The organism is Nocardia sp. NRRL S-836 (genome assembly GCF_001279525.1).
Taxonomy (GTDB): domain Bacteria; phylum Actinomycetota; class Actinomycetes; order Mycobacteriales; family Pseudonocardiaceae; genus Lentzea.
In genome coordinates this window covers 730,871-752,152 of the sequence record NZ_LGDY01000091.1, presented here as the reverse complement: position 1 = coordinate 752,152, position 21,282 = coordinate 730,871, and the positions used below count along the sequence as shown (strand labels likewise).

Here is a 21,282-nt window from a genome sequence, read left to right as displayed (position 1 = left end):
GTCCCCCGGGCCTCATCTCACGGCCTTCGAGGAATACCGTTCGGCTGGAGCCTCGTCGAGCCTTTCGCCGAGAGGCGACCGCCGCGCCGACCCCTGAACTCGCCTCCAGTCGTTCTCGTATCCCCCCGCGGCGACGGCTGGAGGCTGCCTGCTCGAACCGGGGTGCCGGCCGCTGGACACAGCGGACTCACGCGCCGTTGCGTAACCTTGGTGGTCGTCCGGTGCGGAAGGAGCGGGTGTGCGGAGTTTGGTCCTGGTCACGGCGTTGGTGACGGCGCTGGCAGCGTGCACCTCGACCCCACCGCCCCCACAGCCCACGACCTCCAGCGCGCCACCGCCCGCTGAGCAGGTCCACCTGTCGCTCGGCGACTCCTACGCCACCGGCTTCGGCCCGAACGGCGCCACCGGCGAGAGCTTCGCCGCGCTGGTCGCCAAGCAGTCCGGCCTGAAGCTGGTCAACCTCGCCTGCAACGGCGCCACCTCCGCCGACCTCGCCACCAAACCGGCCTGCGGCTCCGACGCGGGCGGCCGCACGCAGCTCGACGCCGCCGTGCAGACGTTGCGGGACAAGAAGGTCGCGCTGGTGACCGTGGTGATCGGCGGCAACGACCTCACCCCCTGCGCGCTCGACCGGCAGCCGCTGGACTGCGCGACCCGCACCCTCACCACCGTCCAGGCGAACCTCAACGCGGCCCTGACCAAGCTCCGCGCGGCCGCACCCGACACGAAGATCGTCGGCCTGACCTACCCGGACGTGTTCCTCGGCGCGTGGATCAACCCATCGTTCCAGAACGGCAAGGACCTCGCCCGCCTGTCCGTGTCGATGTTCGAGCAGTTCAACGGCGTGCTCAAGGCCGAGTACGGCAAGTTCCAGGCCGCGTTCGCCGACGTCACGAAGGCGACCGGCGCGTACCGGCCGCTGACCGAGACGACGCAGGACCCGAAGTACGGGACGATCCCGGCGCCCGTCGCGCAGGTGTGTGCGCTCACGTACTTCTGCGACCGGACGGACGTGCACCCGACGCCTGCGGGACATGCGGCGATCGCGGAGGCGGTCAGCGCGGCGCGCTGAGGCCGCGCGCACAACGTTCCGACGTCAGGTCAGCCGGGCAACAGAAGACCCGCCCCTCGTTTCCGGGGGCGGGTTCCGTTGGCTTGGTCGGACACCGGTCCGCGTTCGCTCCCGGAGCCGATGTCAGGGAGCTGCCGCGCCGTCGTCCTCGGCACGCGGCTGCGCATTGGGCCGAACGGCTTACTTTCCCGCCGTAGGCCTGTGAACTGAGAGACAGTCTCCGCAGCCGGAAGCCGAAGGCCTTCATGATCAACGCAACTGTGCTGGAAAGCCGCCCATGCCGTCTTGCGTCACGCTTGGGAACCCACACCGTCGCACTCCGGCACGTGTGTCGTCCGAGTACCGGGAAGGTGACCAGCGTGAACGCGACCGGCGCGACGAGCGCTATTGCCGCCGGCGTTGCCGTGTGGAGCAGATGCCCACGCCCGCGAAGGCGGCGATCAGCGCCGTCAGCACGTGGTGGTACTCGGCGGCGACCTCGCGCCCGATCATGTTGAGCACGACGAGGCCTGCGATGAGGAGGAACCCCCACAGGCCCATCCACCCCATTCGCCACTTCTCGACGGAGGCGTCTTCCTCTGTCCGGGTGAGCGGGTCGTCCCTGGGTTCCTCGTCCGGATCGGCGATGATCTCCTTTCGTCTCATGGCAGGGCCTGAACGACGTCCGACCCGTGGGGAGTCCGGCTCCCGTGGGCCGGGCGGACCGGCACCGAGTGGGTTCTCCCCTGAGTCGCTACGGCTCACCTGGGGTTGTTCCTTTGGACTCGTCGGGACCACGTCCCTGTGTGACAGCAGCAGGTCACTGCTTCCCCCTGGGCGTCGCCCGGCCCGCCCCGAGGAGCGCCGACGCCGCCTGCGCGGCCCCGACCGTTCCGATGTGCCAGTCACCTTGTCCTCTCTCATGATCTCTCGGTCCGTGACGCACCGTAGGCCGACTGTACCAACAAGTTGCGCACGAACCATGCCACGTTTGCGCATCGACGCCACTCAGAAGGCACTTGATACCCACGTCCCGTGATGATGAACACCACCAGAAAGGCTCAACAAGTGCGGCTCGGATGTCATACTGATCAGGAGTACGAGGCCGGCCAGCAGGGTCGCGCCTCATCACCACGTCCTGCTCACGTCAAGGAGGGAGGATCGTGACGACCCGCACGGAGCCCACTCAGGAACGGGCAGATGAACCAGGGTCCCGAGAAGGCACAGCGCCAGGAGGTCAGCAGCCGGTCGACAAACCGACCCGCCTGAACGTCAACATCAGCACCGCCACCGAGGAGGCCCTGGCCCTTCTCGTCGAACAAGAGGGCGTCACCATCACCGAAGCCGTGCGCCGCCTCATCGGCTACGGCATGGTGCTCTACAAGGCAGACAAGATCGACAAAGCGGATGTGCTGATCCGACGCGAGGGTCAGACGGAACGAGTGATCATCCTGTAACCGACCTGATCACGGCTCGTGGGGCGTCCACGCGCCGACAGCACGACCGACCTGCCGCGGCTGGACCGCCTTCGGGGGGCTTGAGACCGGCGCGGCGGGCACCATGGCAAGCAGGGTTATGAGCGACCGCAGCCTGAGGACAGAGGGGACCGAGGGTCTTCGCTGCGTTGCCACGCCTGTTGGCCTGCCACCTCAAGAGTGACCTGGCAACGCCGTGACCTGGACTCCGGCGTTGCCAGATGCATTTCTACGGCACGTCTAGAGCATCAAATGTGTGCATAAGACGCGCATATCGTGCACCTGAGCTTCGGACGCTGTGACCGGCATGTCAGCGCAGCCCGTGCGCGATCCGCGTCACGAACGCCACCAACCGGTCCGGCGTGAACCGCTCCGGATCGGTCAGCACCAACCGCCCGGCCATCTCCGCGAGCGCCAGCATCGCGTGCCCCAGCAACGCCGAGTCGAGGTCGTCCAGCCCGCCGAGCTGCCGCAACCCGACCGCGGCGAGCTCCTCGACCTGCGCCAGCACGCCGGAGCGCACCCGCTCCACCTGCGCGCGGAACTCGTGCGGCGTGCCCTCGGGCGGCAGCAGCACCAGGCGCCAGCGGTCGGGACATTCGACGACGGCGAGCACGAACACGCGCACGGCGTCGGCGAAGGCGTCGTCGGGTGAGCGGGTGGCGAAGTCGGTGGGCAGGGCGGCGAGGACCTGGTCCGTGGCACGCGCGGCCTCGCGTTGCAGCAGTGCGGAGATCAGTTCGGCGCGGTTGGCGAACAGGTCGTAGAGCACGGGCTTGGTGACCGCGGCGGCGCGCGCGACGGACTCCATGGTCACCGTGTCGAAGCCGGCCGGGATCAGGCTCAGGGCGGCGTCCAGGAGCTGCTCGCGGCGTTGTTCGGGCGGCAGGCGGCGGGCGTACTTCCTGCGCGTTGTGCTCACGGGGCCATATTGCTACGGTGGCGTAGCTTTCACAAAGCTACGCGGGCGTAGTAATGCGGGAGGTCAGCCACGTGAAGGTTCGCTCCGGAGAGGTCGACCTCGCCGTGCAGGTGCGCGGGACGTCGGGACCGGTCGTGGTGCTGGTGCACGGCTACCCGGACACGCACGCCGTGTGGGACCGGGTCGTGGCGTTGCTGGAGAGGGACTTCCGGGTCGTCACCTACGACGTGCGCGGCGCCGGCGAGTCGACCGCACCCTCCACTGAGGACGGTTACCGGCTCGCACGCCTCGCTGACGACCTGTTCGCGGTGATCGACGCGGTCAGCCCGGACGAGCCGGTGCACCTGGTCGGGCACGACTGGGGGTCGATCCAGTCGTGGGAGGCGGTCACGACGCCCGGCGCGCGGATCGCGACGTTCACCTCGATCTCCGGGCCGTGCCTGGACCACCTGGGGCACTGGTCGCGGAAACGCACGTCGGTCGCGCACCTGAAGCAGTTCTTCCGCTCCTGGTACATCGCGGCGTTCCACCTGCCGGTCGTGGCGCCCGCGTTCTGGCGCCTCTACCTCGCGCGCCGCTGGGGTGGCGTGCTGCACCGCCTCGAAGGGGTCAGGACCACCCCGGCGCCGACGATCGCCTCGGACGCGGTGAACGGGATCTCGTTGTACCGGGCCAACATCCGGCCGGTCATGCGCTCTCCGCGGCACCGGCTCGCACCCATGCCGGTCCAGGTCGTCCAGCCGACCCGCGACCGCTACATCCGCACCGAACCGATCGACCTCGAACGCTGGGTGCCGTCCCTGCGCCGCCGCCGCATCGCCGCCGGCCACTGGGCACCGCTGAGCCACCCGCAGCAGCTGGCCAGGATGATCAGGGAGTTCGTCACGGACCCCGCTCCCCCGCGCGAGCTCGTCGTGATCACCGGCGGTGGCAGCGGGATCGGGCGGGCGACGGCGCTGGCGTTCGCCGAAACCGGCGCGCGGGTCGTGGTGTCCGATGTGGACCTGGCCGCGGCCGAGGAGACCGCGAGGCTGGCCGGCGGGCACGCCTACGAGGTCGACGTGCGCTCCGAGGAAGCCGTGCGGGCGTGGGCACGACAGGTGGCCGACGAGCACGGCGTGCCGGACGTGGTCGTCAACAACGCGGGCATCGGGCACTCGGGATCGTTCCTGTCGACGTCGACCGAGCAGTGGCAACGGGTGCTGGACGTCAACCTGTGGGGCGTGGTGCACGGGTGCCGGGCGTTCGGCGAGCTGATGGTGGAACGCGGCGAGGGCGGCCACATCGTGAACCTGTCCTCGGCGGCGGCCTACCTGCCGTCGAAGGTCCTGTCGGCGTACGCGACGAGCAAGGCTGCGGTGTTCATGCTGTCGGACTGCCTGCGCGCCGAGCTCGCGCCGCACGCGATCGGGGTCAGCGCGATCTGTCCCGGTGTGGTGAACACGAACATCACGGCCACCACGACGTTCTCCGGGGTGAGCCCGGCTGAGGAACGACGCAAGCGGGACCGCGCGTCCCGCCTCTACGCGCGGCGCGGGTTCGGGCCGGAGCGGGTGGCGGCGGAGATCGTGAAGGCGGTGCGGCGCAACCGCGCGGTCGTGCCGGTGACCGTGGAGGCCAGGGCCGCACGGCTCGCGAGCCGTGCGGCGCCGGGGTTGTTGCGGGCGTTCGCGAAGCTGGACGTCGGCTAGTTCCAAGGTTCTTGTGCGGTTCTGCCGACAATTCCCCCGGAATGGGAATGAGCGACCGGCGGCGACGCCGATCGGAGCAACTCGGCAGCCGGTTGTAACGAGCCGCGGACGCACGTCGAAACAGGTGCCGTAGAGCTTCGACACCAAGCGCGAAAGGCTGTGTCCACTATGGCTCCGAAGTGTCCACATTGCGATGTCACGATGTCCATTTACGAGACCGTGCAGAAAGCTGACGGTCCCTACGGGCGCTACGAGTGCAAGACGCAGCACTGCCCGCGGTGCAACGGCAGGTGCACGCACAAGGTCGGACAGACGATCTCCTGAACACCTTCCACCCGACCAGGGGCATCCATGGCAATTTTCGGCCGCCGCGAAGAGCTGCGGACCGTCGACACCGACAACGTCCCCGTCGACCCCTCCGTGGTGGAGCGGCTGCCCGACGCGGGCGACTTCCTCCTGCGGAACCTTTCGGACCTGCCCGAGAACAGCTTGCGCGAGCTCGCCGCGGAAATCGAACGAGTCCGGCACGCCAACGGTTGCATCACGAACCGCGGCCTCGAAAGCGTGGGCGTGAGGGACTGGAAGAGCGGCCCGCTCACGCACCTCGTGTGGATCACAGCGCCAGACTGGATCATCGTCGGCGTCTGGGCGTCATCGGGTCTCGGTGGGCGTGACCGGCGTCAGGTCGAACGCACCGCCGAGAACATCGCCAGGGAGCAGGGCGTTGCCGCCGCAGCGACCTGGGCATTGCGTTCCAGGCCCCACGGCAACCTCCGGATCGAGTCGCTCGCTTCGCAGCTCGGGAACTCATGGAGCGAGTGGTACGGCAAACTCACGAACGGCGACATCATCAAGTCGTTCAAGAAGTGGCGTAGGCAGGCCGGTTGACCCGCGCGGCCACGGTCACCGTGGCCGCGCGGTCCTGGAACCTGGTCAGGCCACGGGCTCGCCGGCGAGCGCGGCCGCGAGCCGGAGCCACGGCGTGGCCTCGTCGGACCGCCCCTGGCGCTCCAGCGTGCGGCCGAGCAGCAGGTGGGCGTAGTGGTCGACCGGGTCGCGGTCGACGATCACGCGTAGCTGCGCCTCCGCCTTGGCCAGCTGGGCCGAGTGGTAGTAGGCGCGGGCGAGCAGGAGGCAGAGGTCCGTCTGGAACGGCACCTCGTCGACCACCTCGGCCAGCAGCGCGGCGGCCTTGGTGTACTCCTTGGCCTCGAACAGCAGCTGGGCGCTTTCCCACTTCTCGGCCGCGGTTTCCACGTGGCCGGAGTCGAACAGGCGCGTCGCGGTCACCCACCGGTCCGGCGAGACGTGGCCGTTCGGCAGGTAGTCGTTGAAGTTGTCCTTCATGAAACCTCCTTCCGGCGCGTACAACGCCGCACAGCCGCAGCTATTCCCGGCCGCCGAGCAACGGCAGCGGGCCGAAGTCGTGGTCCACCCACAACCGGCGTGAGGTCTCCTCCGGGTACGGGACCACGGCGGGCTCGGCGTCGAAGACCTGTGCCAGGCCCGTGGAGAAGTCCGGCCAGCCCGGGTCGCCGTGGATCGCGAACGACGTCCACGTCGTCCGCATGTGCTCCGACAGGCGGACGGCCGCCGCGGTCACCTCGCCGATCAACGCCGCGGGCGCGCCGCGGTCGAGGTTGCCGAACACCAGCGGCACGTCCAGGCCGTGGCAGGCACCGAGCTGACCTTGCCAGGCGAGCTCGTAGACCCACGCCGGCCACCGGCCGCGACCTGCTCCTCGGCCAGCCGCAGCGTCGGCATCCGGAACAGCCAGTCGGACTGCACCAGGTCGAACAGCTCCTCGGGGCCCGCGCCGGGGAAGGCCGCGCGGTAGTCGCCCGGCGCGAACAACGCCAGCGTCGCCGACGCCATCTCGTCGGTCACGGTTCCGGCGAAGCCGTCCAGCACGGTGAACAGCCGCTGCTCGTCGCGCGTGTGACCGACGAGCAGGTCCACTCCCAGCGCGGCGCCGCCGGACAGGGCACGCCACGGGTCGACGGGCAGCACGTCGCCGTCGACCACGGGCGCGAACGGAAGGCCGCGGTGCGCGGCCCTGCCCCACCGTCCGGCGAACCGGCCCATCTTCGCGGTGACCTCGTCGCCGGCCAGCGGGAGCAGCACCGGGTCCACAGTGGACACGTCCTCGCCCAGCTCCGCCAGGCAGGCCGCCGTGATGTCCGCGGCCAGCTCGGGGCTGAAGAACGTGCCCTGCGCGCTCGCCGCGACGGCGCGCCGGAAGAGCCCGCGCGCCCGTGGCATGGCCAGCAGTGCCGCCACCGAACCGCCACCGGCGGACTCGCCGAAGACCGTCACGCGCGCCGGGTCGCCGCCGAACGCGCGGATGTTGTCGCGCACCCACTCCAGCGCGGCCACCTGGTCGAGCAGGCCGCGGTTGGCCGGCTTGCCGTCGAGCTGGCCGAAGCCCTCAACGCCGACCCGGTAGTTGAACGTCACGACGACCACGCCGTCCAGCGCCAGCCGCGTGCCGTCGTACTCGGGAAGGCTCGACATGCCGATCGTGTAGGCGCCACCGTGGATCCACACCAGCACCGGCATCCCGCCGCGAGGTCCGGTGACCACACGTTGACCGTCAGCCAGTCGTCGCCGTGTCCGCCGTCGGGGTGGAGCTCAACTGATCGGCTTCACACGCCGGGGACGATCAGCACGTGATGGTGGTCGACCACGTGCTGATCGTCGACGTCGAGGCGACCTGTTGGGCAGCAACGCCGCCGCCGGGCGAGTCGACGGAGATCATCGAGATCGGGATGTGCCCGGCCGAGGCGTCGTCCGGTGAACGCGGTTCGCGGCGCAGCCGGTGCTGACGACCTCACCGCGCGTCGACAAACCGCGCAACTCACGGCCTTCGACCTGCAAGGCGATCCCGGTCGGCGGCAGCAGCCCACTCATGAAGGCCGCCCCGGGAGCACCAGTGCCCGGTCAAGGGCAGTCGAGCTCTGCCGGTACCACTTCCTTTCTCCGCCGACGACCTGACCGTCCTACTCGGACTGGAAGGGTTGAGTACGACGAGGTCAAGAAGGCCCAGCGAACGTCCCGATCAGTCGGGGAGGCCGACCTGGGTGTCGGACAGGTCGAGACCGATCGCGAAGTCCGCGCTGTAGCCGGTCCCGGTGCTGGTGGGGTTCAGCACCATCTGGGCACCACCCCTCAGGTAAATGGAGTCCCTGTTGTTGGTGGTGTCCGCAGGGCCTTTACGCGCGTACGGCTGGGTCTGGAGGTAGGCCGCGCCGAACGCGGGTGTGAAGTACAGCTGTGACGTGAACTCGTACGGACGGCCGTCGGTGCCGGTCGTCCGGATCTTGATGTGGATGTGGAGGGTCCTGCCGGTGTACCAGCCGGGCAGGATGGTGATGAATTGGGCCTTCCCATCCGTGTTGGTTTTCTGATAGCCGCGCAGGAAACGGCGACCGGAACTTCCCTGTGACGGGATGTCCGAGTAAAGCCCGAACGCGTCGCACTGCCAGATGTCCACTGTGGCGTTGGGCAGGGGGGTGCACTGTCCTGGGCGGACCGACTGGACGGTGAAGTTGAGTGTCAGCGCCGTTCCGGGCGACGGCCGACCGGTGGCCGGGTCGGTTCGGATGTCGGACCGGTTGAGCATCCTGTCGACGAAATAGGGACCTTCCATCTGCTCCGGCTTGACCACGCAGTTCAGCGTCGGTGCGCAGACCTCGGGGCTGCCAGTTGTTTGGGTGGCGCCGGCCACGGGAGATCCCGCGACCGTGAGCGTCGCGCCTGCGGCGCCGAGCAGGATCAGCGCCTGCCGTCGGCCGAGTACACGGCCTACCGGCTCATCGTCGTCGTGCATGGAGTTTTCCTTCCGGGCATGCCGTTCGCTGTGCGTGGTGGGAACGGAATGCATGTGGTGAGTGGCTGCAGGAAACCGCGCACGATGGAACTGTCCAAGACCGCCAGAATCGCTGTCGAGAGGATTCACCCGTCTGCCGCCATCACGAAATACCGTTCGTGGGACTGATAGGCCAATCATCGGAATCCGCAGTCATTGCGCATGGGGCAATTCACGTGGTCCGGGCCGTTCCCAGTTGTATCTTCATCACACTGTTACCGCCGGACGGCGGCACGGCGGCACGGCGGCACGGCGGCACGGCGACTGTCGCGGCGCCTCGACGTGGTCACGGACACCCACAGGTTGCGCATGCAGATCGGCGTCTCCGGATCGGGCGTTCGGGTCCCGACCGCGCACCCACGCCATCGACCCTGCGCACCTCACAACGGGGTAGCAATCGCCGGTCAGGCCGCGGCCGCGTTAGCGAGATGGATCACCGACCACAGAAACTACAAATCGGCGGCTCAGCCCAGCGAAGTTCTGTATCACCCGATCAGGGCATCGGGACGTTCGGGCAGGTAGACGCACCAGTCGATGGATCCTTGCTGGATCTGCGGCTGATTCGTGTACTGGTTCTTCGCCAGTACATCGATTTCTGTGGATCACTGCCGGACAACACGCGCTTGGTCGCGTTCCATGTTTCACGGGAGTGATCGGACATGTCTCGCAGCTATAAATATCCTCCCCTGGCCGAGGGAAGAGGACTCGTACGCCGGAGCCGAGGTCTCCGCGGGCGAGGAAGTGGCTTCGCTCGTCCGGTTCATGCCGAACGCACCGCCCTGCGGTGGCGGCGGCCCGAACGCCAGTGCGTCGCGCACGCCGTCCCAGGCCTCGGCCGGGTGGGGCGCGCCGAACCGCAGCGGCCCGACCGGCGGTGCCGCGAACGGGATGCCGCGGAAGACCACGACCTCGCCTTCACGTGCGCCGCGCACGACACCGGTGGTCACCCGGACCTCGACCATCACCACTCCTCGCGTCGGGTGAGCGGATCGTCGTCCTCCCGGCGAGGAGTGCGCTACGCAATTACCACCGGGTCAGGGCTTGGCGCCGTGCACGCTCGGGAACGCCATGTCCTTGAAGTAGATGGTCGCCTCCCGCTGCCGCAGCTCCCCCAGCCGGTCGATGAACGCCGCGGCGTTCTTCTCCTGCACCAGCTTCTGCTCCGGCTCCTGCGACACCGGGAAGTTGCCCGGCTCGGTCTTCCACTCCAGGTAGGCCGCCGTCACCGCCATCTCGGTGTTGCGCAGCAGGATCCACGACTGGTCCCACCGGTAGAACGCCCGCAGCCCGGTCAGCCCCGCCACCAGCACGCCGGCCAGTGAGATCAGCCAGCTCTTGCCCGGGTAGTCCAGGCTGGTCAGCACCGGCAGCGCCGCACCGGCGAAGATCACCGCCACCCCGCTGAGCCGGTAGAACCGCCGGTGCCAGCGCGCCCTGACGTCGTAGAACGTGCGCAGCCACGCGCCGTACGCGTCCGCTGTCGCGACCACGCCGTCGTTCAGCGATGCGATCCGAGCGGGAAACGCCGGAATCCGCCTCATCATCGACCCCCCTCTGAGCCCTGTGGTTACACGGTAACCACGTCAGGTGTCACGACATGGCAGAGTGCGCGGAACGCCTGTTTGCCCGGCGTTCCGCGCAGCACTCCGGTGATCTTCGCAAGTCACTGCGGCAGTTCGGCTCCCGTTTGTTCGTTGACCATGTACTCGGCGTACCAGGCGGGCCACTGCTCGTCGTGCACGCCGCCGTTGCGTGCCTCGTGCTCGCCGTGCGCCTTGGCGGCCCTGGTCAGTGCCGCCTCCAGGTCCGCGATCGAGGCGTAGGAGGTGTCGTCGGCCTCGACGCGGCCGGGCAGGCGGGTCGTGACCTCCTGCAGCACCCACGTGTTGCCGTCGGGGTCGGCGAGCTCGGCGCGGGTGACGTAGCTGCGGCGTTGCGGGTCGGCGCCGGGGACGGGGCCGTCGGGGCCGCCGTGGAACAGGTCACCGACCGGGAGGCCGGCCGCCACGAGTGCCTCGTGGGCCGCCACGACGTCGGAGACGACCAGGAAGTGCCGGGCGGAGCCGGGTTCGGCCGACGTGGCGCCCTCGCCGAAGTGGACCGAGGCGTGGGAGCCGGGCGGGGTGAACTGCACGACCTGCGACGGCGTGACGTCCTCGCGCCAGCCCAGGCCGCGGTAGAACTGCCTGGCCCGCTCCACATCGGACACGGGGATGACGGTGACCTCGAGCTTCTGGTCGATCTCTGCGGGCTTCTTCACTTCTGCTTCCTCTTCGAGTCGTACTGGCGAAGTCGTCACACCCGGCCGGGAAGGCGTGTGGTGACCTCCTGCAGCACCCAGCCGTTGCCGTCCGGGTCGGTGAACGAGAGGAACGAGCCGTAGCTGGCGCGCTTCGGGTCGGGGCCCTCGACCCGGCCCTCGGTGCCCGCGTGGTGGAAGACGCCGGTCTTGTCGTGGAAGACCTCGCTGGCGTTCACGCCCTTGCTCAGCAGGTCCTCGCGGGCGGCGACGACGTCGTCGACGATCAGGTGCAGGCCCTGCGTGCTGCCGGGCTCCGCGTCGGTGACGCCGCTGCCGAAGATGATCGACGCGGGCGAGCCGGGCGGGGTGAACTGCACCAGGCGGTAGCCCTCGTCGTCGGCGAACTCGGCGTCGAAGCGCCAGCCCAGCGTCCGGTAGAAGTGCACGGCCCGGTCGATGTCGCTCACCGGGATGACGGCCAGCTCGAACCGGTAGTCCATGGGGTCCATCTCCTTCGTCGTCGTGTGCTTGAAGGTTGCGCCCGCCAGGGGTGCCGTCGCCCCCGTGGAACACCCTGGTCATCCACCGGCCCGTTAGGCTCGGGCCCGTGTCGGAGGACTTGCTGGGCAGGCGTGCTGAGGGCGAGACGCTCGAGCGGCTGCTCACGCGGGCGCGGTCCGGCGCAGGTCAGGTGCTGGTGCTGCGCGGTGAGGCCGGCATCGGCAAGACGGCGCTGCTCGACCGCGTGTCCGAGCGCGCGGCGGGCTTCCGGGTGGCGCGGGCGGCCGGTGTGGAGGCGGAGAGCGCGTTCGCCTACGCGGCGCTGCACCAGCTGTGCCTGCCGTTCCTCGACCGGCTGGGCAAGCTTCCCGGCCCGCAGGAGGAAGCGCTGGCCACGGCGTTCGGCCTGGCCGCGGGGCCGCGACCGACCCGGTTCATGGTGGGCCTGGCGGTGCTGACGCTGCTCGCGGACGTCGCCGACGAGCAGCCGCTGGTGTGCCTGGTCGACGACGCGCAGTGGCTCGACACGATGTCGTCGGCGGTGCTCGCCTTCGTGGCGCGCCGGCTGCTGGCCGAACGGATCGCGCTGGTGTTCGTGCTGCGCGACGGCAACGACTACCTCGACGGGCTGCCGGAGCTGCAGGTCCGCGGCCTGGACGACGCCGACGCCCGCGCGTTGCTCGACTCGGTGGTCAAGGGACCGGTCGACAACCGGGTGCGCGACCGGATCGTGGCCGAGGCCCGCGGCAACCCCTTGGCGCTGCTGGAGCTGCCGCGCGCGTGGACGGCGGCCGAGCTCGCCGACGGCCTCGACGCGGTACCGCTGACCAGCCGGATCGAGCAGGGCTTCGTGCGCCAGGTCGCACCGCTGCCCGCCGACACCCGGCTGTTGCTGCTGACCGCCGCCGCCGAACCGCTCGGCGACGCCACGCTGCTGTGGCGCGCGGCCGGTCTGCTCGGCCTGGGCGCGGACCCGGCAGCGGCGGCCGAGGAGACCGGGTTGATCGAGTTCGGCGCACGGGTGCGGTTCCGGCACCCGCTGGTGCGCTCGGCGGTCTACCGGTCGGCGGCGGTGGCGGACCGGCTGGCGGTGCACCGGGCGCTGGCCGAGGTGACCGATCCCGCGGTGGACCCGGACCGCCGCGCGTGGCACCGGGCCCAGGGCACGACGTCACCGGACGAGGAGGTGGCGGCCGACCTGGAGCACTCCGCCGGTCGCGCGCAGGCCCGCGGTGGTCTGCTGGCCGCGGCGGCGTTCCTCGAACAGGCCGCGGTGCTCACCCCGGAACCGGGACTGCGGGCCCGGCGCGAGCTGGCCGCGGCACGGGCCAAGCGCGACGCCGGTGCGCTGGACGCGGCACTGCGGCTGCTGAGCGCGGTCGAGGCGGGGCCGTCCGACGAGCGGCGCAGCGCCGAGGTCGAGCACCTGCGCGGGCACATCGCGTTCGACCAGCGCCACGTGGCACAGGCGGCGCCGCTGCTGTTCAGCGCGGCGGCCAGGCTCACGCCGTTCGACCCCGGCCTGGCCCGCGAGACGCACCTGGAGGCGGTGTCGGCCGCGATCTGGGCCGCCGAGCCCGCCCAGATCGCCTCGCACACCGCTCCCCCGCCGCACGTGCCGCCGTCCGCGACCGACCTCGTCCTGGACGCGCTGACCAGCCGGGTGACGCTGGGCTACGCGGCCTCCGTGCCCGCGATGACCCGCGCACTGGACGCCGTGCGCTCGGTGCGGGTCGGCGCCGAGGACGTCAGCCGCCTGCCGTGGCTCCTCGGCCACCGCGCGGGCGGCATGCTCGCGAGCGAGCTGTGGGACTTCGAGACCCGCCGCGCGTTCGCCCAGCGGCAGGTGAGACTGGCCCGTGACGCCGGAGCGCTGGTGCAGCTGCAGTTCGCGCTGAACTTCCTGGCGGACAACGAACTGCTCGCCGGCGAACCGGCGGCCGCACAGGCGTTGATCGAGGAGGACCTGCGGATCTCCGAGGTCACCGGCACCCGGCCGGTCGGTTACGCGGTCCTGCTCCAGGCCGCGCTGCGCGGCGAGGACACCGGGGCCGCCATCGGCCGCGAGGCGCGCGCCGCCGGACAGGGCCGGCTCGCCACGATCACCGACTGGGCCTCCGCACTGCTGCACAACGGCCAGGGCCGCCACGACCTGGCCAGGGACGCCGCGCTGCGGGTGTTCGCGGAGGACTCGCCGGTCTACGGCTGCCTGGCCACCGCGGAACTGGCCGAGGCCGCGTCCCGCACCGGCGACGCCGCGCTGGTGGCGCAAGCGCTGGCGCGGTCGGCGTCCTGGGTGGACACCGACTGGTCGCTGGGCATCAAGGCACGCCTGCGGGCGTTGAACGGCGACGCCTCCGGCTTCCCCGAGTCGATCGCCCACCTGGAACGCACGGCGCTGCGCGGCGAGCTCGCCCGCGCCCACCTGCTCCACGGCGAGTGGCTGCGCCGCGAGGGACATCGCGTCGAGGCCCGCGACCACCTGCGCACCGCCCACGAGATGCTGGTGGCCGCGGGCATGCCGGCGTTCGCCGAACGCGCCAACCGCGAGCTGCTGGCCACCGGCGAGACGGTCCGCAAGCGCACCGTCGAGACCACCGACGAGCTGACCGCGCAGGAGTACCAGATCGCGCGGCTGGCCGGGGAGGGCTACTCGAACCCGGAGATCGGCACCCGGCTGTTCCTCAGCCCGCGCACGGTGGAATGGCACCTGCGCAAGGTGTTCGGCAAGCTCGGCGTGACCTCGCGGCGCCAGCTCCGCGACGCCGCGTTCTGAGTCCTTCACCGCCCTCGCCTGGATCCCGGCGGATTCCTTGCTCTCATTGGACGTCGACGCGCTCGAACGCCGACGGGCCGACGTGCTCACCCGTGCGGTGAGGACGCCGGCCCTGGGGTCGGACTCGGTTCAGGTGGTCAGCGCTGCAGCGTCAGCACACCCGGCCGGTAGGGCAGCTTGCCGTAGTCGCCGCCGGAGTTGGGGCTGCGGCCCTGGTAGAGCAGCTGCAGGTTGCAGGGGTCGATGGTCTTGGTCTGGTCGGGGTTGGTGCGGATCAGGTCACCGTGGCTGATGTCGTTGGTCCACGTGGCACCGCTGTTGGCCTTGCCCGCGAACGGCTTGCTCTCGGTGGCGGCCTGCGGGGTCCAGGAACCGTTGAGGCTGCTGGAGGTGAACGAGCGGAAGTAGCGCCCGCCGCTGCCGATGGCCTCGACGATCATCAGGTACTGGTTCTGGCCCTGGACCTTGTAGACCTCGACGGCCTCGAACAGGTTGTTCGTGGTGTCGCTCATGATCTCGGTGTAGGACGAGCCGAAGCTGCCGGGGAAGTTCCCGATCGGCATGCTGGCGCGGTAGATCTTGCCGTTGTCACCGGCGAAGAACAGGTACATGTTCTGGCCGTCACCGATGATCGTCTGGTCGATGGCGCCCGTGCCGGAGTTGGGGATGCGGCCGGTGAACAGCGTCTGCGCGGCCGACCAGCCGTTGGCGTTGGTGGGGTCGTTCGACGTCTTGTAGCTGAACGTGGTCGGGCCCCACTGGTAGGTCAGCACCCAGATGTTCTTCGGTGCGAAGTAGAACAGCGTGGGTGCCACGGTGCCCGAGCTCATCGCGTTCTGGCCGGCCGAACCCATGTCGGACCAGTTCGTGAACGGCGTGAAGTTCATCGAGCCCCAGCTGCTGCCCGTGTCGTGCGTCGTGGCGTAGACCAGGTGCTTGCCGTTGTACATGACGTGCGTGAAGTCCTTGAGCGAGACCCAGCCCTGCCTGGGCTGCGCCAGCGCGCCCGTCGACGACCAGCGGTAGGTCGACGGCAGGGAGCACGTGCCGGGGTTGCCGGGCGTCGTGGTCGTCGTGGTGGTGGGGCCCGTGCCGCCGCCGACGCGGACCAGCTGCCACTGCTGGTTGGTGCCACCCCAGTCGCTGTACTGCACGACGTTGCCGCCGTCGGCGGTGGACGCGCCCTGGACCTCGACGGCCTTGTTGCTGTTGCGGTTGACCAGCCGCACGTAGCCGCCGTCGGAGTCGGCGAGCCGGAACTGCTGGTTGGTGCCGTTGCTGTCGGCCCACTGCACGATGTTGCCGCCGTCGGCGGTGGAGAAGTTGTAGACGTCGAGAACCTTGTCCGACAGCCGCGACTTCACGCGGTAGTAGCCGTCGCCGGAGTCGACGAACTGCCACTGCTGCTGGTTGCCGTCGTTGCGGGCCCACTGGGTGATCCGCGCGCCGTCGTTCGTGGCGAGGTTGTAGACGTCCAGCGCCTTGCCGCTGTTGCGGTTCACCAGCACGTACCAGGCGGTGGTGTCGACCGTCGCCGCCGACACGGGCGCCGCGTTGAACGCCACCAGCAGACCGCCGATGAGCACGGAGACGACGGCGGCGACGCTCGCGAGGCGGCGACCGCGCGTGCGTGGGACTGCGGTGGGCGGATGATGGTCTGTCCGGACCATGGCCTGCTCCTCTTCGTCGAGGTGGGAAATACCGCGGCACGGGCAACGTTCGAACGACCGCTTGCGCCGAGTGGTCCATCGCGCGCCCTCTTCACGAACAGCTATTACGTCAGCGTCGACAATCCGTGTGCGGGAGAGAGGCGCACGGGCTGAGTTGTCGCTGCCGCCAGTGCCGATCGCATACCTCGAATCGTGGAGGACGATCTCCTTCCGGTCAAGGTGCGGAGAAATGTTTCGACAACAGGAGTCGACGCATTGCGCATTGCTAAAAGAAGCGATTTTTTAGCACGAGATGCGCGTCGACTGGCGCCTCCGAACATGCTCTGAGCAGGTGCGACCACGCCTGGACAACCGAATTACCCAGGCGTGGCCCACACCGTCGGGCTCATTGCTCACCGGGGCGGCCATTGCCGTTCGCCAGCGCGGGGAAATGGCGCGGAAACGAGCGGCGTCACTCCAGGAGGAACGTCGCGTCCGCCCTTCCCTGAGCATCGGTCACCGCCTGCAGGAACAGCAGACCGTTGCTGTGCCGCAGATAGCGGCCGGGGAAGTTCACCGACTCGAACGACGCCGCGGCGCCGTCGGCGAGCCCGGCGCGCTGGGTGAAGCTGGCGTCGTTGCGGAACAGGGTGCTGCCGTCGGTGCGCTCGACCCACAGCTCGTTGTTGCGGTGCCGCAGGTAGTAGCCGGGGAAGTTGGCCGACTCCAGCGAGACCGTGCCGGTGCCGGTCAGCCCGGCCACCACCCGGAACTGCGAGTCGGCCAGCGGGGTGACGTCGGCCTCCAGCCGCGCGCGGTAGTCCCAGTGCCGGACGAACCGGTCGGCGGCGCTGTACGCCTTGAGCCGGACCGGGGTCGGGCCGTCCGCCACCGGGATTCCGAAGTCCGGTGTGCCGTCGGACCGGTAGTAGACCTTCTGCACACGGGTGCGGCGGTTCGGGTCGTTGAGCGGGTCACCGCTGATGTCGCGGTAGTTGCGGTCGTGGTAGACCATCACGTCGCTGCGGCCGTCCTCCGACACCGTGAACGAGTTGTGGCCCGGCCCGTACTGGCCGGTCGCCGCGTTGGTGGCGAACACCGGGTTCTGGCTCTTGGTCCACGACGCGGCGTTCAGCGGGTCGGCCGACGCCGACGCGGTCAGCATGCCGAGGCAGTAGTTCGCGTCGGTGGCGCTGGCCGAGTACGTGAGGAAGAGCTTTCCGTTGTGCTGCAGGACCGTCGGTCCCTCGGCCACCTTGTAGCCGCGGGTCTCCCAGGCCAGCGTCGGCACGGTCAGCCTGGTCACCGCGCCGGTGATCGTCCACGGGTTGGCGCCCATGCGGGCGATGTAGAGGTTGGAGTTCGTGGCGATGCCCGGTTCCTGCTGAGCCCAGATCAGGTACCGCACGCCGTTGTTGACGAACGTGGAGGCGTCCAGCGAGAAGGTGTCCCACGGGGTCGTGATGCGGCCGCGTTCGGTCCACCCGCCGGTCAGCGGGTCGGCCGCGGAGCTCTCCAGCACGTACATCCGGATGCGCCAGATGTCGTCGCTGCGCCCGGCGGCGAAGTAGACGTACCACCTGCCGTTGATGAAGTGGATCTCCGGCGCCCAGATGTGGGCGGCCATCTCACCGCTCGAGTGCTTGCGCCAGATCACGGTCTCCTGCGCGGTGGCCAGGCCCTGGATCGTGGTCGCGCGGCGCAGGACGATCCGGTCGTACTCCGGCACCGTCGCGGTGAAGTAGTAGAAGCCGTCGGTGTGCTTGAAGATGTGCGGGTCGGCGCGCTGCGGAGCGATCGGGTTCGTGTACCGCACCGCGGGCGTCGCGCTCGCCTGTGTCACGGGCAGACCGGCCACACCGAGCAGGGTGATCGTTACCAGCACGAGGAGACGCTGCAGGGCTGTCTTCATCGACTGTCCTTTCAAGCCAGTGGCGCGGACACGGTGAACGACGCGTCGCGGGCGAACACCGCGTCGGAGGTGCGCCAGTCGACGCGCACCTCGTAGTTGTAGTGGCGCAGGTAGCGGCCGGGGTGGGAGTAGGACTCGAACGACGTGCTGGTGCCGCCGGCCAGTCCGGCGCGGCCGCAGAACGTGGCGTCGCGGGCGAACACCGCGTCGCCGGAGTTGACGTCGAGCCGGACGCGGAAGGCGTAGTGCCGCAGGTAGCGGTCGGGGAAGTTCACCGACCGGAACGAGTGGCAGTTGCCGTTCGCGAGGCCCGGCACGATCGTGAACGTCGCGTCCTGACGGGCCGACGCGCTGCTGGACGCGCTCACCGGCTCGACGTAGGCCAGGTTGTCGCGGTGCCGCAGGTAGCGGTCCGGGTGGCTGACCGAGAGCAGCGACCGGTTGCCGGTCGGCACGGCGGTGCCGTCGCCGGAGTCCTCGCGCAGCACCGTGAAGTGCCGTGCGACACCGGAGAGCCCCGGCAGCTCGACCTTGCCGCCGAACGAGGTGAGGTTCGTGCTGTCGGCGTAGAAGTACCGGTGCTGGCCGTACTGGTCGAAGTAGATCCGCCAGCGCCCGTCCGGCAGCCGCACGAGCGCCGGCCCCTCCAGCCCGGAGCCCCAGCCAGCCCAGTCGCCGGTGCCGACGAAGGTCCAGGGACCGTTCAACGAGGTGGCGGTGGCGTGCTCGACGTACTTCGACGTCTCGTTCTTGAGGAAGTTGTGGTACGTGCCGCCGACCTTGACCACGTGGCTGTCGATGTAGTTCGCCGGGATGCCGAGCGCGACCGGGCTGGTCCACGCCGACAGGTCCGCGTTCGTCGCGGTGATCCGGTACGGCCGGAACTGCCCCGCCGTTCCCGTCGAGGACGCCGAGAAGATCACGTGCACGCTGCCGTCGGAGTCCTTGAACCACTCCGGCGCCCAGGTGCTGCCGGTGGACCCGTTGAGCCCGACGCGGACGTTGCGCAGGAACGTCCAGGTGACGTAGTCCGCGCTGCGGGCGAAGCCGATCGTGTCGCCGGTCCAGTTCGTCGTGTAGACGATGTAGTAGTAGCCGTCGGTGTGCCGCAGCACGCTCGGATCGCGGATCAGACCGGTCGGCGGCGTGTAGGCGTTGGCTCTGACCTGCGTGAAGTTGGTCGCGTTCGCCGAGTCGTAGACGTACATGTTCGACTCGCTGCTGTTGGTGAACGCCGTCATCAGGTAGTGCGGTGCGGGGCCGGCGGCCGAGGCCACCGGGGGTGCGGCGACGGCGGCGAGCACGCTCATGGCAACGATCAGCGCGGCCCTCCTGGCGGAGCGCGCACTGCACGGCAGGGACAAGCGCATGAACCGGCTCCTTGCGACGTTGAGAGGGCCCGGTAGTTAGCGTTAACACTATGTGGCCTGACGGCCCGTCTGGCAAGAACTTCAAGCACGTGAACCAGGAGGCCTCATCCAGCAAGCGTAGGGACGGGGTGCGGACGTTAGCGATAACAAGGGACAACCTGCGGCACGGACCCGTGCCGCGCACCGCTCGTCCACCGGCAACATCGGACCGATGCCGCGATGCAGGAGTTACTTGATCCGAATCGGGGTAATGACCCGATACCGTGCGCGCGCGAGTTCAGCACGGTAGGCCACCTCTGGTGGCCGGCCTGAACCGGTGCGGGCTGTTGAACACTCCAGCACCCGCACCGGTTCGGTTCCTCACCCGGTGTGCCGCAGTCACCCGAACTCCTGCGCCGTATCATTCGGTGCGAGCGTTGAGCATCCAGCGCCGCGAACTCGTTCTCGGCGAAAGGCGATGCGGCATGGACGACCTCACGGCTCTGACTGGACAGGGCGACGTCCGGCCCGCAGAAACGGACCGGCAGGACGCCGTGGACCGCCTGGACGAGGCGACCGCGGCGCTGGCGGCGCTGCGGGACGGCTTCTCCGACGAGGAACCCCTGGACGAGGTCCTGCAGCGGCTCGCGGAGACCGCGACGAGAGCGATCCAGGACGCCGACGCCGTGACGATCACCGTGAACCCGGAGCAGCCGAGAACCGCGGCCGCGAGCGACACCACCCTCATCGAGATCGACGAGAAGCAGTACGGCGCCAACCGCGGCCCCTGCCTGGAGGCCGCCCGCACCCTGCACGCCGTCCGCGCGGTCGTCGGCGAGAACCACGACGCCTGGCCCGAGTTCGAGACCTCCGCCGACCAGCACGGCGTCCGCGCCTACCTGTCCGTGCCGATCGCCCTGCCGGCCTCCGACCACAACGACGCCGTGCACGTGGGTTCGCTCAACATCTACAGCTACTCCCCCGCCGCGTTCGACCCGTTCGACGAGAGCGTCATGCGGCTGTTCACCACGGCCGCCAGCGCCGCGATCGGCAGTTCCCACCGGTCGCAACGCTCGCAGGACCACATCAAGAACCTCGAGACCGCGCTGGTGTCCAGAGCGGTGATCGAACAGGCCAAGGGCGTCCTCATGGCGGTGCACGCCTGCACGGCGGACGACGCCTTCGGCATGCTCGTCCAGAAGTCGCAGAACGAGAACCTGAAACTCCGCGAGGTCGCGAGGAACCTGATCGACGACGTCATCCGGCGCTGAACCGGCGCCGGCCGGTGATCGACAGCGGACACCCGGACCGGCACGCTGGGACGGGATCAGCGAGAGGAGCGTGGCACCACTGAAAGCCAAGACCGAACTGCACGAGAAGGCCGTGGTCCTCAAGGTCACCGGCGAGGTCGACTCCTACACCGCACCGCTGCTGCACGAGCACCTGGACGAGGCGTTCGCGCAGGCGGCGGAGCACCGGTCGGCGGTCGTCCTCGACATGACCGACATCTCGTTCCTGGCCTCGTCCGGCCTGTCCGTGCTGGTCGAGTACCACCTGCGCGGCGTCGACCAGGACGTGCCGCTGCGGGTCGTGGCACCGGCCGGGAGCGTGCTGCGGGCACTGCGTGCGACGACGTTGAACGAGATGATCCAGCTCTACGTGACCGTGCCCGAGGCGCTGGCAGCACGCTGAGCCGGTTCGCCCGCGGTGACCACCGGCCACGCCCAGGCCGAGGGCACGCGGTCAGCCTCCGAGTGGCGGTGCTCGGTTCGAACCGATTCGACCACACCGGCGGTCCGTTCGATCCCCACCCTTGTTGCGCGACCGGCCGCTGGGCCAGTCTTGC

General features: G+C 69.5%; 22 protein-coding genes. 9 read left to right on the top strand and 13 right to left on the bottom strand.

The window, feature by feature from the left end:
• Window positions 1-238: 238 nt before the first annotated feature.
• Window positions 239-1,072 (top strand): GDSL-type esterase/lipase family protein, encoded by an 834-nt coding sequence (locus ADL03_RS14215; RefSeq protein ID WP_082373105.1) that lies wholly within the window; start codon window positions 239-241, stop codon window positions 1,070-1,072.
• A gap of 384 nt (window positions 1,073-1,456) precedes the next feature.
• Here the strand turns inward: ADL03_RS14215 and ADL03_RS14210 are convergent, their stop codons facing one another.
• Window positions 1,457-1,717, bottom strand: a complete 261-nt coding sequence (locus ADL03_RS14210; RefSeq protein ID WP_053733825.1) for a hypothetical protein — start codon at window positions 1,715-1,717, stop codon at window positions 1,457-1,459.
• Window positions 1,718-2,214: 497 nt separating this feature from the next.
• Here ADL03_RS14210 and ADL03_RS14205 point away from each other — a divergent pair, with 497 nt between their 5' ends.
• On the top strand, window positions 2,215-2,508 hold the full coding sequence (locus tag ADL03_RS14205) for a hypothetical protein (RefSeq protein ID WP_053733824.1): 294 nt from the start codon (window positions 2,215-2,217) through the stop codon (window positions 2,506-2,508).
• A gap of 328 nt (window positions 2,509-2,836) precedes the next feature.
• On the opposite strand, the gene ADL03_RS14200 is transcribed toward ADL03_RS14205, so the two are convergent.
• Complete coding sequence (locus ADL03_RS14200) at window positions 2,837-3,448, bottom strand: TetR/AcrR family transcriptional regulator (RefSeq protein WP_053733823.1); 612 nt, start codon at window positions 3,446-3,448, stop codon at window positions 2,837-2,839.
• Window positions 3,449-3,501: 53 nt separating this feature from the next.
• On the opposite strand from ADL03_RS14200, the gene ADL03_RS14195 reads away from it, so the two are divergent.
• The 3 genes from ADL03_RS14195 to ADL03_RS14190 all read left to right on the top strand — a co-directional run bounded on the left by ADL03_RS14195 (window position 3,502) and on the right by ADL03_RS14190 (window position 6,027).
• Window positions 3,502-5,139: an SDR family oxidoreductase gene (locus ADL03_RS14195; RefSeq protein ID WP_053733822.1), complete on the top strand. Its 1,638-nt coding sequence runs from the start codon at window positions 3,502-3,504 to the stop codon at window positions 5,137-5,139.
• Window positions 5,140-5,340: 201 nt separating this feature from the next.
• A complete protein-coding gene (locus ADL03_RS50210) occupies window positions 5,341-5,463 on the top strand; it encodes a hypothetical protein (RefSeq protein WP_255353360.1) in 123 nt (40 codons plus the stop codon).
• Window positions 5,464-5,490: 27 nt separating this feature from the next.
• Window positions 5,491-6,027, top strand: a complete 537-nt coding sequence (locus ADL03_RS14190; RefSeq protein ID WP_053733821.1) for a hypothetical protein — start codon at window positions 5,491-5,493, stop codon at window positions 6,025-6,027.
• A gap of 45 nt (window positions 6,028-6,072) precedes the next feature.
• Here the strand turns inward: ADL03_RS14190 and ADL03_RS14185 are convergent, their stop codons facing one another.
• From ADL03_RS14185 to ADL03_RS14175, 3 genes are read right to left on the bottom strand one after another with little or no spacing between them, the layout of a single operon-like run.
• Window positions 6,073-6,486, bottom strand: coding sequence for a tetratricopeptide repeat protein (locus ADL03_RS14185; RefSeq protein WP_053733820.1), 414 nt, complete (start codon window positions 6,484-6,486; stop codon window positions 6,073-6,075).
• A 40-nt stretch (window positions 6,487-6,526) separates the two neighbouring features.
• Window positions 6,527-6,799: a hypothetical protein gene (locus ADL03_RS48395; RefSeq protein WP_053733819.1), complete on the bottom strand. Its 273-nt coding sequence runs from the start codon at window positions 6,797-6,799 to the stop codon at window positions 6,527-6,529.
• Window positions 6,751-7,722, bottom strand: a complete 972-nt coding sequence (locus ADL03_RS14175; RefSeq protein WP_197288313.1) for a carboxylesterase family protein — start codon at window positions 7,720-7,722, stop codon at window positions 6,751-6,753. Before ADL03_RS14175 ends, ADL03_RS48395 begins: the two co-directional genes overlap by 49 nt.
• A gap of 86 nt (window positions 7,723-7,808) precedes the next feature.
• Between ADL03_RS14175 and ADL03_RS46910 the strand changes: the two genes are divergently transcribed.
• Window positions 7,809-7,964, top strand: coding sequence for a hypothetical protein (locus ADL03_RS46910; RefSeq protein WP_157528590.1), 156 nt, complete (start codon window positions 7,809-7,811; stop codon window positions 7,962-7,964).
• A 233-nt stretch (window positions 7,965-8,197) separates the two neighbouring features.
• Here the strand turns inward: ADL03_RS46910 and ADL03_RS14170 are convergent, their stop codons facing one another.
• The 5 genes from ADL03_RS14170 to ADL03_RS14150 all read right to left on the bottom strand — a co-directional run bounded on the left by ADL03_RS14170 (window position 8,198) and on the right by ADL03_RS14150 (window position 11,749).
• Window positions 8,198-8,968: a twin-arginine translocation pathway signal protein gene (locus tag ADL03_RS14170; RefSeq protein WP_053733817.1), complete on the bottom strand. Its 771-nt coding sequence runs from the start codon at window positions 8,966-8,968 to the stop codon at window positions 8,198-8,200.
• 680 nt (window positions 8,969-9,648) lie between these two features.
• On the bottom strand, window positions 9,649-9,969 hold the full coding sequence (locus ADL03_RS50205; RefSeq protein ID WP_082373147.1) for a carboxylesterase family protein: 321 nt from the start codon (window positions 9,967-9,969) through the stop codon (window positions 9,649-9,651).
• A gap of 72 nt (window positions 9,970-10,041) precedes the next feature.
• The gene (locus tag ADL03_RS14160) at window positions 10,042-10,551 is read right to left on the bottom strand and encodes a DUF4231 domain-containing protein (RefSeq protein WP_197288312.1); all 510 of its coding nucleotides are present in this window, start codon (window positions 10,549-10,551) and stop codon (window positions 10,042-10,044) included.
• Between the two features lie 119 nt (window positions 10,552-10,670).
• Window positions 10,671-11,267, bottom strand: coding sequence for a VOC family protein (locus ADL03_RS14155; RefSeq protein ID WP_231641828.1), 597 nt, complete (start codon window positions 11,265-11,267; stop codon window positions 10,671-10,673).
• 35 nt (window positions 11,268-11,302) lie between these two features.
• A complete protein-coding gene (locus ADL03_RS14150) occupies window positions 11,303-11,749 on the bottom strand; it encodes a VOC family protein (RefSeq protein ID WP_053734008.1) in 447 nt (148 codons plus the stop codon).
• A 107-nt stretch (window positions 11,750-11,856) separates the two neighbouring features.
• Between ADL03_RS14150 and ADL03_RS14145 the strand changes: the two genes are divergently transcribed.
• Window positions 11,857-14,526 carry a LuxR family transcriptional regulator gene (locus ADL03_RS14145; protein ID WP_053733813.1) on the top strand — a complete coding sequence of 890 codons (2,670 nt, stop codon included), beginning with the start codon at window positions 11,857-11,859 and terminating at the stop codon, window positions 14,524-14,526.
• 137 nt (window positions 14,527-14,663) lie between these two features.
• Here the strand turns inward: ADL03_RS14145 and ADL03_RS14140 are convergent, their stop codons facing one another.
• The 3 genes from ADL03_RS14140 to ADL03_RS14130 all read right to left on the bottom strand — a co-directional run bounded on the left by ADL03_RS14140 (window position 14,664) and on the right by ADL03_RS14130 (window position 19,457).
• The gene (locus ADL03_RS14140; RefSeq protein WP_053733812.1) at window positions 14,664-16,196 is read right to left on the bottom strand and encodes a non-reducing end alpha-L-arabinofuranosidase family hydrolase; all 1,533 of its coding nucleotides are present in this window, start codon (window positions 16,194-16,196) and stop codon (window positions 14,664-14,666) included.
• A gap of 451 nt (window positions 16,197-16,647) precedes the next feature.
• Window positions 16,648-18,087 (bottom strand): family 43 glycosylhydrolase, encoded by a 1,440-nt coding sequence (locus tag ADL03_RS14135; protein ID WP_053733811.1) that lies wholly within the window; start codon window positions 18,085-18,087, stop codon window positions 16,648-16,650.
• 11 nt (window positions 18,088-18,098) lie between these two features.
• Window positions 18,099-19,457 carry a glycoside hydrolase family 43 protein gene (locus ADL03_RS14130; protein ID WP_053733810.1) on the bottom strand — a complete coding sequence of 453 codons (1,359 nt, stop codon included), beginning with the start codon at window positions 19,455-19,457 and terminating at the stop codon, window positions 18,099-18,101.
• Between the two features lie 464 nt (window positions 19,458-19,921).
• On the opposite strand from ADL03_RS14130, the gene ADL03_RS14125 reads away from it, so the two are divergent.
• Both ADL03_RS14125 and ADL03_RS14120 read left to right on the top strand, forming a co-directional pair.
• Window positions 19,922-20,707: a GAF and ANTAR domain-containing protein gene (locus ADL03_RS14125; protein ID WP_053733809.1), complete on the top strand. Its 786-nt coding sequence runs from the start codon at window positions 19,922-19,924 to the stop codon at window positions 20,705-20,707.
• A gap of 70 nt (window positions 20,708-20,777) precedes the next feature.
• Window positions 20,778-21,128: an STAS domain-containing protein gene (locus tag ADL03_RS14120; RefSeq protein ID WP_053733808.1), complete on the top strand. Its 351-nt coding sequence runs from the start codon at window positions 20,778-20,780 to the stop codon at window positions 21,126-21,128.
• Window positions 21,129-21,282 lie beyond the last annotated feature (154 nt).